The 13,683-nt window shown below is 58.6% G+C and carries 14 protein-coding genes; 11 read left to right on the top strand and 3 right to left on the bottom strand.

The annotated features are described in order from the left end of the window. The 3 genes from AC2FND_RS17370 to AC2FND_RS17380 all read left to right on the top strand — a co-directional run. The coding region (locus AC2FND_RS17370) for a cytochrome c-type biogenesis CcmF C-terminal domain-containing protein (RefSeq protein WP_496771084.1) at positions 1 to 664 on the top strand (664 nt) is incomplete at its 5' end. Continuing rightward, positions 661 to 1,116, top strand: a complete 456-nt coding sequence (locus tag AC2FND_RS17375; protein WP_496771085.1) for a cytochrome c-type biogenesis protein — start codon at positions 661 to 663, stop codon at positions 1,114 to 1,116. The genes AC2FND_RS17370 and AC2FND_RS17375, both read left to right, overlap by 4 nt. Before the next feature lie 76 nt (positions 1,117 to 1,192). Next, positions 1,193 to 1,969 (top strand): enoyl-CoA hydratase-related protein, encoded by a 777-nt coding sequence (locus AC2FND_RS17380; protein WP_209504018.1) that lies wholly within the window; start codon positions 1,193 to 1,195, stop codon positions 1,967 to 1,969. Between the two features lie 6 nt (positions 1,970 to 1,975). Here the strand turns inward: AC2FND_RS17380 and bmt are convergent, their stop codons facing one another. Both bmt and AC2FND_RS17390 read right to left on the bottom strand, forming a co-directional pair. After that, positions 1,976 to 2,989: a betaine--homocysteine S-methyltransferase gene (bmt, locus tag AC2FND_RS17385; protein ID WP_496771086.1), complete on the bottom strand. Its 1,014-nt coding sequence runs from the start codon at positions 2,987 to 2,989 to the stop codon at positions 1,976 to 1,978. A gap of 125 nt (positions 2,990 to 3,114) precedes the next feature. Further along, entirely contained in the window at positions 3,115 to 3,435 is a 321-nt protein-coding gene (locus AC2FND_RS17390; protein ID WP_209596151.1) for a DUF1476 domain-containing protein, read from the bottom strand. Between the two features lie 186 nt (positions 3,436 to 3,621). On the opposite strand from AC2FND_RS17390, the gene purC reads away from it, so the two are divergent. The 7 genes from purC (at position 3,622) to AC2FND_RS17425 (ending at position 13,074) form a co-directional block, all read left to right on the top strand. After that, positions 3,622 to 4,377 carry a phosphoribosylaminoimidazolesuccinocarboxamide synthase gene (purC, locus tag AC2FND_RS17395; protein WP_209504015.1) on the top strand — a complete coding sequence of 252 codons (756 nt, stop codon included), beginning with the start codon at positions 3,622 to 3,624 and terminating at the stop codon, positions 4,375 to 4,377. Between the two features lie 285 nt (positions 4,378 to 4,662). Continuing rightward, positions 4,663 to 4,893, top strand: coding sequence for a phosphoribosylformylglycinamidine synthase subunit PurS (gene purS / locus AC2FND_RS17400; protein WP_117872765.1), 231 nt, complete (start codon positions 4,663 to 4,665; stop codon positions 4,891 to 4,893). Positions 4,894 to 4,896: 3 nt separating this feature from the next. Continuing rightward, positions 4,897 to 5,940 carry a zinc-dependent alcohol dehydrogenase family protein gene (locus AC2FND_RS17405; protein ID WP_496771087.1) on the top strand — a complete coding sequence of 348 codons (1,044 nt, stop codon included), beginning with the start codon at positions 4,897 to 4,899 and terminating at the stop codon, positions 5,938 to 5,940. Between the two features lie 11 nt (positions 5,941 to 5,951). Further along, a complete protein-coding gene (gene purQ / locus AC2FND_RS17410) occupies positions 5,952 to 6,620 on the top strand; it encodes a phosphoribosylformylglycinamidine synthase subunit PurQ (RefSeq protein ID WP_209504013.1) in 669 nt (222 codons plus the stop codon). A 69-nt stretch (positions 6,621 to 6,689) separates the two neighbouring features. Next, a complete protein-coding gene (locus tag AC2FND_RS17415; protein ID WP_496771088.1) occupies positions 6,690 to 8,435 on the top strand; it encodes a sensor histidine kinase in 1,746 nt (581 codons plus the stop codon). Between the two features lie 12 nt (positions 8,436 to 8,447). Beyond that, on the top strand, positions 8,448 to 9,782 hold the full coding sequence (locus tag AC2FND_RS17420) for a sigma-54-dependent transcriptional regulator (protein ID WP_209504011.1): 1,335 nt from the start codon (positions 8,448 to 8,450) through the stop codon (positions 9,780 to 9,782). Positions 9,783 to 10,287: 505 nt separating this feature from the next. Continuing rightward, complete coding sequence (locus tag AC2FND_RS17425; RefSeq protein ID WP_496771089.1) at positions 10,288 to 13,074, top strand: Rne/Rng family ribonuclease; 2,787 nt, start codon at positions 10,288 to 10,290, stop codon at positions 13,072 to 13,074. Positions 13,075 to 13,117: 43 nt separating this feature from the next. On the opposite strand, the gene AC2FND_RS17430 is transcribed toward AC2FND_RS17425, so the two are convergent. Beyond that, positions 13,118 to 13,351: a sulfurtransferase TusA family protein gene (locus AC2FND_RS17430; protein ID WP_209504009.1), complete on the bottom strand. Its 234-nt coding sequence runs from the start codon at positions 13,349 to 13,351 to the stop codon at positions 13,118 to 13,120. A 106-nt stretch (positions 13,352 to 13,457) separates the two neighbouring features. Between AC2FND_RS17430 and AC2FND_RS17435 the strand changes: the two genes are divergently transcribed. Next, positions 13,458 to 13,683, top strand: a 226-nt coding sequence (locus tag AC2FND_RS17435; protein ID WP_496771090.1) for a cytochrome c biogenesis CcdA family protein, incomplete at its 3' end; no start/stop codon positions are given.

A 13,683-nucleotide genomic window follows, 5' to 3' on the forward strand; every position in this document is an offset into this window, starting at 1 on the left:
GATTGCGCTGTTGGTTTGGGCCATGCAGACCGGCCGCAGCGCGTTAGGGCCCGTAGGCCTGTTCCTGGGGGCATGGATCACAATCGGTGCAGCCATTGATTTGTGGAGCCGGACAGGCCGCAATGGCAGCTTCAAACGTCTGATCCGACTTCCAGGCGCCGATTGGGGTAAGGCAGTTGCCCATACAGGCCTTGGGGTGACGATCTTTGCGATTGCCGGTCTGACCGCGTGGGAGGCGGAAGATATCCGTGTGGCGCAGCTGAACCAGCCCTTCGAAGTAGGTCAGTTCACACTGACGTTGCAGGACGTGCGACGGGTTCAGGGGCCGAACTATTTTTCAACCACGGCTGATGTTCTGGTCGAAAAGGGCGGTCGCGCCATTGGAACGCTGCATCCCGAGAAACGGGATTATCCCGTTGCACGCATGCCGACGACCGAGGCCGCGATTGACTATCGTTTTCTTGGTGACCTTTACGTCGTCATCGGAGATCAGCAGGCAGATGGCGGCTGGGTCATGCGAACCTATATCAAGCCTCTGGCGAACTGGATCTGGGGTGGTTGTATCCTGATGGCGCTCGGTGGTGTCCTCAGCCTGAGCGACAGGCGGTTCCGCGTCGCCGCTGGTGCGCGAAAAACACCAGCTGGCGGAGTACCTGCGGAATGAGACGCCTTGTACTGATCCTGCTGCTGCTGGCAGCGCCGGTGTTTGCGGTACAACCTGACGAAGTTCTGGACGACCCTGTTCTGGAGCAGCGGGCGCGCGACCTGAGTGTTGGATTGCGCTGTCTGGTATGTCGCAATGAAAGCATTGACGAAAGCAACGCTGAACTGGCACGCGATCTGCGCTTGCTTTTGCGTGAACGCCTGGTTGCGGGTGACAGCGACGAAGAGGCCGTCGCGTTTATCGTTGACCGCTACGGCGAATATGTCTTGCTCAAGCCCACCACCAGTGGCTCGAATCTGCTGTTGTGGCTTGCCGGGCCGATCATGTTGCTGATCGCTGCTGCAGTCGGGTTGAACTTTCTTCGCACGCGCGCCAGGGCGCAGGTTTCAGGTGAAACCGAAGCTCTAAGCGCAGAAGAACAGGAACGCCTTCGCCAAATTCTTGAAGACTGACGTTTGGTTCTGCTTTTCCCATCCTGCCCGGACAAGTAAATGTGCTGAAACACGTGGCGCGAGGGGAAAAGTCTTCATGAATTACGAAACGGTTCTATTGGACATATCGGACGGTCTGGCGGTTCTTACCCTGAACAGACCGGACAAGATGAACGCGCTGACCACTCGGATGCGGGCAGAGATTACCCACGCGATGAAAGACGCCGCGGTTAAAGCGCGCTGTATCGTTATCACCGGGGCGGGTCCGGCATTTTGTTCCGGGCAGGATCTGGGCGATGCATCATCGACCGGTAAGATCGATCTGGAACGATCATTGCGCGACGAATACGAGCCGATGCTGGAAACCATCCACAGCTGTCCGGTTCCGACGATCGCTGCTGTAAACGGACCTGCTGCGGGGGCAGGGGCCAACCTTGCGCTGTGTGCGGATGTGGTTATTGCAACGGAGAGTGCGTATTTCCTACAGGCCTTTGCGCGTATCGGTCTGCTGCCCGATGCCGGGGGCACCTGGTTCATGCCGCGCCAGATGGGCCTGGCCAAAGCGATGGGGGCCGCCTTGTTTGCTGACAAGATCAGCGCCCGACAGGCCGAAGAATGGGGCATGATCTGGGAAGCTGTGCCCGATGATGCGTTCGCCGCACATTGGCACAAAAGGGCAGAGTATCTAGCCAAAGGTCCAACTGCCGCCTATGGCGCGATCAAACGTGCCATTCGCGGGACGTATGAAAACACATTGCAGCAGCAGCTTGCAACCGAGGCGCATCTTCAAGGTGAATGTGGCCGGTCGCGAGATTTTGCTGAAGGCGTGGTGGCGTTCATGGAAAAACGCCCTCCGAAATTCGAAGGGCGTTGAGAAACGTCAGGCGCGGCGGCGGCGACGCGTACGGCGTTCGGGGCCCGCGTCGTCCTCGGTTCCGTCCGAAGCCGACGAAAACGGCCCCAGTGCCTCGGTGATCTGATCCAGTGTCGGACGCTCGCCGCGCGAAGTGGTATCCAGCGCTTCGCGCATTTTGCGCAGATGATCGGGCATTGTCCCGCAGCACCCGCCGATGATTGTTGCGCCCGAATCCCGTGCCATGGCAGCATAACGACCCATCAGTTCGGGTGTCCCGTCATAGTGGATGTGGCCATCCACGTATTTCGGAATGCCCGCATTGCCTTTTGAGATCAGCGGGCGCTCTGTGCCTTGCGCTGCAAAACCCAGAACCGTGCGCAGGATATCCGACGCGCCGGTACCACAATTGGCCCCAAAAGCGATCGGTGGGTTTGGCAAGGTTTCAACCAAAAGCGCAAGATCGGCCGAGGTGACACCCATCATCGTGCGCCCGGCCGTGTCAAAGCTCATCGTGCCGCACCAGGGCATGTCGGCCAGTGCAAAGGCCTCGGCTGCTGCGCGGAATTCCTCTGGTGCGCTGATGGTTTCTACCCAAAGCACGTCAACTCCGCCCGCTTTCAAAGCCTCGGCCTGTTCATGGAACATTTCAACCGCTTCGGAATGCGACAGGCTGCCGACCGGCTCCATAATCTCGCCGGTGGGTCCAACAGATCCGGACACAACTACAGGGCGCCCGGCTTTGTCCGCGATTTCACGTCCAAGTTCTGCGCCGATACGGTTCAGCTCGCCCACGCGGTTCTGCGCATCATGCAGTTTCAGACGCGCGGCAGTACCCCCAAACGTATTGGTCAGAAACAGGTCGCTGCCCGCATCGACCGACCCCTGATACAGCGCCCTGATCTTGTCCGGAGCATCCACATTCCACAGCTCAGGCGCGTCACCTGACTGCAGGCCCATATTAAATAAATTGGTCCCGGTTGCACCGTCCGCAAGGATGGCGTCTTTGGTGTCCAGAAGTTTGCTCAGCGCGTTTGTCATAGGGTTATTCCAGAAAAAGCGTAAAAACGCTGCAAAAAAAACAGAGACGCCCCGTGTCTCATGACCAGGGCGTCAAATCAATTTCATAAAACTCATGAAGATCATGAATTTTGCATTTCAGGCAATCAGTGCTCGCTTTCCACCATCACCTGTTCTTTGGCCTCAACCAGAAGCTCGGCCATTTTCGAACGGATCGTGGCTTCATCCGCAAGATCACCCAGGTAGGCCTTGACTGCCTCGACAACGTCGTCCTCACCGACATGCTGCAGGTCGGTATGAACCAGTTCCTGGCCGTATTTCCGTGCCTGTTCAACAGTTTCGCCCTTCAGCGCGGACGCCCAGACAGCCATAAAGCGGTTGCGACGCATCCGTGCGATGAACTGCATCTTTTCGTCATGGGCGAATTTGCTTTCAAACGCGGCTTCACGTTCGTCGAATGTGGTCATTGGTTGGGGACCCCTTGGATTACCGTTTCTCACTGATGATATGACAATAGGACACTCTGGGTGCAAGGTATTTGCGCTGCGTCAAAGGCCCTCGGGGCAGCGAACTTGCGGGAACGCAGGGCTTGCACTATGAGGACGCCAACGTGAAGGGACTCATTCCCTTTCGCCAGTCTGGAAAGGTCGCTTATGGCGCGTCGCAAGAAAATCTACGAAGGCAAGGCCAAAATTCTGTATGAAGGCCCTGAGCCGGGCACCATCGTACAGTATTTCAAGGATGATGCCACCGCGTTCAACGCCGAGAAGAAGGACGTGATTGACGGCAAAGGCGTGCTGAACAACCGTTTGTCCGAGTTCTTTATGACCGGGCTGACCCAGATTGGCATTCCGAACCACTTCATCCGGCGCCTGAATATGCGCGAACAGCTGGTGCGCAATTGCGAGATCATTCCGCTGGAAGTGATCGTGCGCAATTACGCGGCCGGTTCGATGTCGAAACGTCTTGGCATTGCCGAAGGGACGCAATTGCCTCGTCCGATCGTTGAATACTGCTTCAAGGATGATGCTTTGGGCGATCCGCTTGTCACCGAGGAACACATCGCCGCGTTTGGCTGGGCCAGCCAGCAGGACATGGACGACATCCTCAGCCTAGCGCTGCGCGTGAACGATTTCCTGAGCGGCGTGATGCTGGCGGTGGGTATCCGTCTGGTTGACTTCAAGATCGAAATCGGGCGCGTGTTTGAAGGCGATTATCAGCGGCTGGTTGTTGCGGATGAAATCAGCCCGGACAGCTGCCGCCTGTGGGATATCAAGACCGGTCAGAAACTGGACAAGGATGTATTCCGCCGCGATCTGGGCAGCCTGACAGATGCCTATTCCGAGGTCGCCCGAAGACTGGGTGTGCTGCCTGCCAGCAATGTCACCAAGCCGACGCTGATCAACTAAAAACTCCTTCTTAGCAGCGCCGCCCCCTCAGGGCGGCGTTTTGCCTTTGCCAAGTTATTGGCAGAGCAGGGTGTTTGCGTGTGGCCGGGCCGTTTGATCAGATGACTATTCCGAAGTTTCCAGCCGCCGTGCCAGCACAACTACTCGGGTCCATCTGACGGCGCAGGATCGTCACCCGCCTGCGGCAAACTGCGTTTGAAACAGGGTTGTCGAAACCCATCAGGCGCGCTATCCCCCGCGCAACGAAATGGGCCTTGTATGCGGCCCACAGTTGGAGTTGCCAAAATGAAAGCACGGGTTCATGTGATGCTCAAGAACGGGGTGCTGGACCCGCAGGGCGAAGCAGTACGGCACGCATTGGGTGCAATGGGCTTTGATCAGGTCGAAGGCGTACGTCAGGGCAAAGTCATCGATCTTGAGCTTGCCGATGGCGCGACCGAGGCAGACGTGACCGAGATGTGCGAAAAGCTTTTGGCCAACACCGTCATCGAACGCTACGAGATCGAACTGGTCTGATTAATGCGGGCCGCGCGTCTGATCACCTATCGTCAACCGCTTGAGGTGTCGACGATCCCCGACCCGGTTCCCACCGAAGACGGTGTTGTGGTGCGGGTGCTGGCTTGCGGCGTGTGCCGGTCCGACTGGCACGCCTGGTCGGGCTCAGACCCCGACGTTGTCCTGCCCATGACACCCGGCCACGAGTTTTGCGGCGAGGTGGTCTCGGTCGGAACGCGCGTCACACGGTGGCGTGTCGGGGACCGGGTGATTGCGCCCTTCATCCTAGCCTGTGGGCATTGCCCGGACTGCGCGCAGGGTCATCAGACAATCTGTTCGAACCAGGTCGTACCCGGCTTTACCTGTGACGGGGCTTTTGCTGAATATGTTGCCGTGGCTCATGCCGATGCCAACCTGACATCCTTGCCCGACAGCATCGCGCCTGAAATCGCCGCCGCATTGGGGTGCCGCGTAACCACGGCCTGGCAGGCGCTTGTTGGCCGGGCGCAGGTGCAGGGTGGTGAGTGGATTGCTGTCTTTGGCGGCGGCGGTGTCGGAATATCAACGCTTCTTCTGGGCAAGGCGCTTGGCGCGCGTGTAATCGTTGTCGATATCACCGAAGACAAGCTGGCCTATGCCAAAACTCTGGGCGCCGATGCGGTGGTCAACGCTGCGACATGTGATGCCCCACAGGCGGTGAAAGACATCACCGGTGGCGGTGCCCATGTTGCGATCGAGGCGCTTGGTGTCGAAGCCACGACCGTTTCCGCCATGCGATCCCTGCGTAAAATGGGCCGCATGGTGCAAATCGGAATGCCCGCAGGGGACCATGCGCGGATGTCGCTGCCGATGGATGTGCTCTATTCTGGTCAGCTCTCCGTGTTTGGAACCCGTGGAATGCCAAGCTGGCGCTACCCGTCGCTGTTGTCCCTGATCACCGGTCAAGGGGTCGACCTGAGCCCGCTGGTGACCCGGAAAATAACCCTGAACCAGGTAAGCGCCGAGCTTGCCGCTTTTGACCATCCAACGCCTCCGGGTGTTGCGGTTGTCACAGATTTTGTCTCGTAGGAGGGCCCGCCATGCGTGCAGCCGTAATCGTATTCCCCGGATCCAACTGTGACCGAGATCTTGCCGTCGCCTTTGAGCAGGCCGGTTTTCAGGTCGATATGGTCTGGCACAAAGACGCGGCTTTGCCCGAAGGTATTGATATCGTGGGTGTGCCGGGCGGGTTCTCTTACGGAGACTACCTGCGGTGCGGCGCAATCGCAGCGCAATCGCCGATTTGCAAGGCCGTCGTCGAACACACGCAGCGCGGCGGTTATGCCGTCGGAATTTGCAACGGGTTTCAGGTTCTGACGGAAACCGGCATCCTGCCGGGCGCGCTGCTGCGCAATGCCGGGCTGAAATATATCTGCAAGACTGTCGGCCTGAAGGTCGAAACCAGCGACAGCGCGTTTACCAGCGGCTACAACGCAGGCGATGTGATCGGAATTCCGATTGCGCACCACGATGGCAACTATTTTGCGGATGACGCGACACTGGCCGCTTTGAAAGATCAGGACCGGATCGCGTTCACCTATGCCGAAAACCCGAACGGCTCGGTCGGGGATATCGCCGGGATCCTGTCGGAAAACCGCCGCGTGCTTGGAATGATGCCGCACCCCGAACGCGCAGCGGATCAGGGTCATGGCGGCACAGACGGGGTGGCGTTGTTCCGCGCATTGTCAGGTGTGTTTGAAGCGGCGTGACTTGAGGTCTCGCCCGCCGGGGCGTAACCTTTCGCCATGAACCCCGAAGTTCGATCTGGCTGGTCAAATATGCTGAAACCGTTTCGTGGTGCACCGCTGGGCTGGCGGTTGCGGCTGGCGGTTCTTGTTCTGCTGGTCGCGACAATTGCAACGGTATGGATCACGAACCGACTGTTGACCGACAGGTTCACCGAATCCACGCGCAACCGGGCGGAACTGCGGCTGACTCTGTATTCGGGCAACTTGCTGAGTGAGTTGCGCCGCAACTCGATTGTTCCGCAATTGCTTGCCCGCGACCCGACGTTGATTTCGGCATTGCAGTCAGGCGATTACACCCTGTCGACACAACGCCTTATCTCCTTTGTGGAAGAGATCGGCGCGGCCTCTCTGGTATTGCTGGACAGCGACGGGCGAACAGTTGCCGCAACTGACCGAAGCAGGTTGGGGGAAGGGCATCGAAACACGCCTTATTTTGTGGATGCGATCCGCTCGAACGCGACGATATTTTCCGTTATTCCCAAGGACGCAGGCGGATACAGCTTTGTGTATTCGCGCCGGTTGGAGAACGGGGCCGAGTTTCTGGGCGTAATCGTCGTCGAGGTTGACCTGCAAAAGTTCGAACGCGCTTGGGCCGGTATCTCGGATGCAGTGATGGTTACCGACAGCGCTGGCAACATCATTCTGTCTACGGAACCCCGGTGGCGCGGGCTGGATGAGAACACGGCGATGTTGCGCCAACCTCCACAAGGTGCGATCCAGCGCGCCATCCGCGCTACAACCGATTGGACCGCGCTGCCGCCTGATGCCTATCTTCAGGGTGAAGCGGTAATGCGGATCGAAACGCGCATTCCGTTCCGCGGCTGGCAGATGACGTCGTTCACGACCTATGCCTCGATCCGGGAAAAGGTGAACAGCGTTCTGGCGCTGGAAATCATGGGGTTTGCGATTCTTCTGGCGCTTGCGTTCTATGCGTTGAGCCGCCGTGCCACGTTGCGCATGACCCTGTTCCAGCGCGAGTCGGCAGAGCTTCGCGCATTGAACGCACGGCTACAGCGGGAAATCGCTGAACGTGAACGGGTTGAAAAGACGCTGGATTTGGCGGAACAGACGCTTGCGCAAAGCTCGAAACTGGCCGCCTTGGGCGAGATGTCGGCCGCGGTCAGTCACGAGTTGAACCAGCCACTGGCGGCAATGAAAACCTATCTGGCCGGGGCCCGCCTGTTGCTGCGCCGCAACCGCCCGGAAGAGGCCCTTGCCAGCTTTGGTCGCATCGATGGTCTGATCGAACGGATGGGCGCAATTACCCGGCAGCTGAAGTCTTATGCACGCAAGGGGGCAGATGCGTTTTCACCAGTAAATCTTGGTGAAGCGCTGGCCTCGTCCCTGTCGATGATGGAGCCGCAATTGCGTCAGCGACACGTGAAGATTACGCAGATCGTACCAGAGGAACCCGTGATCGTGATGGGGGACCGAATGCGCATCGAACAGGTCATGGTCAACCTCTTGCGAAACGCACTGGACGCCACCAAATCAGTGGCGGAGCCGGATGTGGAAATCATCCTGGCAGCGGGTGACACGGCCGTGCTGACCGTACGCGACAACGGGCACGGAATCGAGGATATCGAAAACTTGTTCGAGCCGTTCTACACGACCAAACAGCCCGGCGACGGTGTTGGTCTGGGGCTTGCCATCTCGTCAGGGATCGTGAACGACCATGGGGGACGGTTGACTGCGCGCAACGGCCAATATGGCGGTGCGGTGTTTGAAATGCAGTTGCCTGCACTGGGAAGCGACGGCCTTGAAGCCGCGGAATAACGAGGAATGACTATGGCACAAGCCATGAAAATTGCCATTGTTGACGATGAACAGGACATGCGCCAGTCGATCAGTCAGTGGCTCGCTTTGTCCGGATATGACACGGAAACCTTCGCCAGCGCGGAAGATGCGCTCAAGGTGTTGGGCCCGGATTATCCTGGGATTGTTATTTCGGACATCAAGATGCCCGGAATGGACGGCATTCAGCTTCTCAAAAAGCTGATGGGCGCTGACAGCACGTTGCCCGTGATCATGATCACCGGTCACGGCGATGTTCCGATGGCTGTCGAGGCGATGCGTGTTGGTGCATTCGACTTCCTTGAAAAACCCTTTAACCCCGACCGCATGTCCGAGCTGGCCAAAAGGGCCAGCAATGCGCGGCGTCTGACGCTGGACAACCGCGCGCTGCGCCGGGAATTGTCCGGCGGCACCCAGATCATGAACAAGCTGATCGGCGCCAGCCCGGTTATGGAACGCCTGCGCGAGGATATCCTCGATCTGGGCCAGGCGGATGGCCATGTGCTGATCGACGGAGAGACAGGGACCGGAAAAACGCTTGTTGCACACGCCCTGCACGCGGTTGGCAGCCGCGCTGGAAAGAAGTTCGTGCTGGTGTCCTGCGCGGCGCTCGAGGAAGACGCGCTGGCCAAACGTCTGTTTGGACCGATGATGCCGGAAGATGCCCAATTGCCCGCCATCGAAGAGGCGCGGGGCGGGACGCTGGTTCTGGAAGATGTCGAAGCGCTCAGCGATTCCCTGCAAGCCAAGCTGCTTAGCGTGATGAACGAGCAGGGCACACCGGCCGAGACACGCATCGTTGCGATCTCGAACCTGCAGGAGGCTGGAAAAACGTCGGAAGATGTCTTGCGGCCTGACCTGTTCTATCGATTGGCCGCCTTGCGCATCACCATGCCGCCCCTGCGTCAGAGGGGCGAGGATATTCTGACCCTGTTCACCCGTCTGGGCGAGCAGTTCGCGGAAGAATACGGCTGTGATGCGCCTCAGGTAAGCGCTCAGGAAGCGGCACAACTGTTGCAAGCGCCCTGGCCGGGGAACGTGCGCCAGTTGATCAACATTGCCGAACGCGCGGTGCTGCAATCGCGCCGTGGGTCCGGAACGATCGCCTCGCTGTTGATGTCGGATCACGAGGAGATGCAGCCGGTGATGACCACTGAAGGCAAGCCGCTGAAGGAATATGTCGAAGCCTTTGAGCGGATGCTGATCGACAACACGATGCGGCGGCACAAAGGCTCGATTGCGTCTGTGATGGATGAATTGTGCCTTCCGCGCCGGACATTGAATGAAAAGATGGCCAAGTACGGCCTCCAGCGGTCGGACTATCTGTAGACTTTGGGACGGGGGCTCTGCCCCCGTCGCCTGTGGCGACTCCCCCGGGATATTTTTGGCCAGATGAAGGCGATCCCGCACGCCGCGTTAGGGGCGGTGCAGTTTGCCCATTGTCTTTTCCACAGGACTGCTTTTATTGTATCCGGACGGGCCGGGCCGATTTTGTGTCTATAAGCCCCGAATCATTGAGTTTCGCTGCTTTGCTGATGGTGATGACGGATTGTTCGCCGCAATGCAGACCGATTGTGCCCCATTTGGGGCAATGTAGTACCTGAGTCCGACATGTCGGGCGAAAGGAATAATGGGCAGGCGGCGGCGCGAACCGTGCCTGTCGGAGAAGAACCGCGATGACGCGCGCGCAACGATTGAGTGACCGGGCAGGGGGCCACAGCGCCAGACCCTGCCGCGCGCCGTCCAATATCGCCCTGACAAGACACCTCCCCAAATGTGCCTGTCCACCTGGACGGGTCAGGACAACGCGTTTGGCGCGGTGCACCAAGGACACATGGCTAAGAAAATGCTTATCGATGCCACCCACGCGGAGGAAACCCGCGTCGTGGTGGTTGACGGAAATAAGGTCGAGGAGTTCGATTTTGAATCCGAAAACAAGCGCCAGCTTGCTGGCAACATCTATCTTGCAAAAGTAACACGGGTTGAGCCGTCGCTTCAGGCGGCCTTTGTGGATTATGGCGGGAACCGGCACGGCTTCCTGGCGTTTTCGGAAATTCACCCGGACTATTACCAGATCCCCATCGCCGACCGCGAGGCGCTGATGGAGGAAGAGCGCGCTTATGCCGAGGCCATGAAGGCGCGGGATGAGGCCGACGAAGGCAAGCCGAAAAAGCGGCGCTCGCGGTCCCGATCGAAGGCCGCGGATCTTAAATCGGACGATCTGGTCGAAACGATGGAAGTTTCGACCGAGCCGACGGGTATGGAAACCATCGACCTTGACGACAGAGACGATGCCGACATGGAGGTGCCCGAAGGGACATCGCCAATGGAAGTCGTCGCTGAAACACCTGTTGAGGAGCCTGAGGACAACGAAGCGCCGGAAGCTGTGTCAGATGACGCTGCTGGGGAAACGGCTTCGGAAGACGAGGCTGAGGCTGAAACGGTTGAGGCTTCGCAAGACGACGCAGCAGGGGATTCTGATGACCCGGCGGACGCTTCAAGCGCTGATGATGGCGATGACGCATCTGAATCGTCGGAGGATGACCAGAACGCAGAAGATGGCGACGCGGATGAAGAACACGCTGACGCTGCCGCGAAAGATGACACGATTGAAACCGTGGCCGAGGAAGATGACAGCGAGGACATCCGCCCTCCACGCAAGCCACGCCCGCGCCGGTACAAGATTCAGGAAGTGATCAAAGTGCGCCAGGTGTTGCTGGTGCAGGTCGTCAAGGAAGAACGCGGCAACAAAGGGGCAGCCCTGACGACATATCTGTCGCTGGCCGGTCGCTATTGTGTTTTGATGCCAAACACCGCGCGTGGCGGTGGGATCAGCCGCAAGATCACCAACGCGGTTGACCGCAAGAAACTGAAAGAAATCGCCGCGGATATTGATGTCCCGACAGGGGCAGGTTTGATTATCCGGACTGCGGGCGCCAAGCGGACCAAGTCGGAAATCAAGCGCGACTATGAATACCTGCAACGCCTGTGGGAACAGATCCGGGCATTGACCCTGGAATCCATCGCACCTGCGAAGATCTATGAAGAAGGCGATCTGATCAAACGGTCGATCCGGGACCTATATAACCGCGATATCGACGAGGTTCTGGTCGAGGGCGAAGGCGGATACCGCATCGCCAAGGACTTCATGAAGATGATCATGCCGTCGCACGCCAAGAATGTGAAACGGTACGAGGACGCACTACCGCTGTTTGCACGCTATCAGGTGGAAAGCTATCTGGCGGGGATGTTCAATCCGACCGTTCAGCTGAAATCTGGCGGGTATATCGTGATCGGCGTGACCGAAGCGCTGGTGGCGATCGACGTGAACTCGGGCCGGGCCACGAAAGAAGGCTCGATCGAAGAAACGGCGCTGAAAACCAACCTGGAGGCCGCGGAAGAAGTGGCGCGCCAGTTGCGTCTGCGTGACCTTGCCGGTCTGATTGTCATCGATTTCATCGATATGGACGAGCGCAAGAACAATGCGTCCGTTGAAAAGCGTCTGAAAGACAAGCTGAAAACCGACCGCGCCCGCATTCAGGTTGGCCGGATTTCGGGTTTTGGCCTGCTCGAGATGAGCCGTCAGAGGCTGCGCCCCGGTATGATCGAGGCGACCACACAGCCATGCCCGGCATGCCATGGCACCGGCCTGATCCGTTCGGACGACAACATGGCGCTGTCGATCCTGCGTCAGATCGAAGAGGAAGGCACCCGCCGCCGCTCGCGCGAGGTTCTGGTGCGCTGCCCGGTCAGTATCGCGAACTTCCTGATGAACCAGAAGCGCGAACACATTGCCCAGATCGAATCGCGCTATGGCCTGTCTGTACGGATCGAAGGCGATGTGCATCTGGTCAGCCCGGATTTCTCGATGGAGAAATTCAAGACCGCCAGCCGCATTGTTCCCGAAGCGATAGCACCTGTCGTTTCGGTCGATGCCTCGCTGATGGATATGGTCGATTCTTCGGATGAGGAAGAAACCGAAGAGGATATCGCGCCGAACGAAGACGATACCAAACCCAAGCGCAAGCGCCGTCGTCGTCGTCGCAAGAAGGGTGGGGGCAATGGTGACGCGCCGGAACAGGGCGCGGATGACGGTGAAGGGACAGAGCAGGAGGATGCCACAGGCGAATCCGCTGAAACCGAAACCACTGTCGAGGCAGCCGAAGCCGAAGCGACCGAAGAGGAAAAACCTGCCAAGCGTAAGCGCGCGCCGCGTCGTCGTAAGAAAGATTCTGTAGCAGATGAGGCTGCGGAACAGCCTGCAGAAACGGACGCCGATGCCGGGGCTGATGCACCCGCGGTTGAAGAAGCGGCCTCAGACGCCGAAGCCGAACCTGCCGAGGCGGCTGTCGCCGAGCAAAGCGAAGCTGTTGAGGCCGCGGATGCTGCGCCTGAAGCAACAGAGGTAGCCGAGCAGACCGAAGAAGTTGCACAGGCTGAAGCGGTGGCAGCGGTGGAAGAACCTGCAGTTCAATCTGCCGATGAGCCGGTCGAAGACGCGCCCGTTGCAGAAACACCCGTGGCAGCAGAACCTGAACCGGTGCTTGAAACTGTGGCAGATGAACCTGAACCAGAATCCGACAGGCCCAAACGGCGCGGATGGTGGTCGCTGGGTAAATGATGAAAGGGCGGGCAGGTTTGCCCGCCTTTCTTTTGTCGTTAAGTCAGTCGGATTTTCGGATCAGATAGATCTGATGTGCGCCGTCGAAATCCTGAGACAGCAAGGTGTGGCCAGCTTCGGCGCAAAAATGCGGGACATCGATGATGGCTGCCGGATCATCAGCCAATACACGCAGCACAGAGCCTTGCGGCATGGATTTCAGCCGTTTGCGGGCCTTGAGGACGGGCAGGGGGCACAGAAGGCCCAGCGCATCCAGCGTATCTGTAATCTCTGACATGATTTTCGGGATAGGGCGAAGTTGTAATATTGTCCAGATTCCAAGCACGAGGATGTGACTCATTGGCCCCGTGACGGACCGCCATTCATCACTTATGTGCTAAAACATGTTCGGAATAGAAATCATAGACGCGGGGCTGCTGCCCGCCATGTTTGTTGCCCTGCTGGGTGGCCTGATCAGCTTTCTGTCGCCTTGTGTGCTGCCCATCGTGCCGCCCTATCTGGCATATATGAGCGGTGTCACGATCAACGAGATGCAGGATGAGGCCCGCGCCCGGCGCAAGGCAACCATGTCAGCGCTGTTCTTTGTGTTGGGCCTGTCGACAGTTTTTC

The sequence above is a fragment of the Ruegeria sp. BHSB056 genome (assembly GCF_059613305.1).

Coding starts and splice junctions, on each gene's coding strand:
- purQ (WP_209504013.1), top strand. CDS start 5,952: ATGCGTGCAGCCGTAATCGTATTCCCCGGATCCAACTGTGACCGAGAT.
- bmt (WP_496771086.1), bottom strand. CDS start 2,989: ATGACAAACGCGCTGAGCAAACTTCTGGACACCAAAGACGCCATCCTT.
- AC2FND_RS17405 (WP_496771087.1), top strand. CDS start 4,897: ATGCGGGCCGCGCGTCTGATCACCTATCGTCAACCGCTTGAGGTGTCG.
- AC2FND_RS17375 (WP_496771085.1), top strand. CDS start 661: ATGAGACGCCTTGTACTGATCCTGCTGCTGCTGGCAGCGCCGGTGTTT.
- AC2FND_RS17425 (WP_496771089.1), top strand. CDS start 10,288: ATGGCTAAGAAAATGCTTATCGATGCCACCCACGCGGAGGAAACCCGC.
- AC2FND_RS17430 (WP_209504009.1), bottom strand. CDS start 13,351: ATGTCAGAGATTACAGATACGCTGGATGCGCTGGGCCTTCTGTGCCCC.
- purC (WP_209504015.1), top strand. CDS start 3,622: ATGGCGCGTCGCAAGAAAATCTACGAAGGCAAGGCCAAAATTCTGTAT.
- AC2FND_RS17415 (WP_496771088.1), top strand. CDS start 6,690: ATGCTGAAACCGTTTCGTGGTGCACCGCTGGGCTGGCGGTTGCGGCTG.
- AC2FND_RS17390 (WP_209596151.1), bottom strand. CDS start 3,435: ATGACCACATTCGACGAACGTGAAGCCGCGTTTGAAAGCAAATTCGCC.
- AC2FND_RS17420 (WP_209504011.1), top strand. CDS start 8,448: ATGGCACAAGCCATGAAAATTGCCATTGTTGACGATGAACAGGACATG.
- AC2FND_RS17380 (WP_209504018.1), top strand. CDS start 1,193: ATGAATTACGAAACGGTTCTATTGGACATATCGGACGGTCTGGCGGTT.
- purS (WP_117872765.1), top strand. CDS start 4,663: ATGAAAGCACGGGTTCATGTGATGCTCAAGAACGGGGTGCTGGACCCG.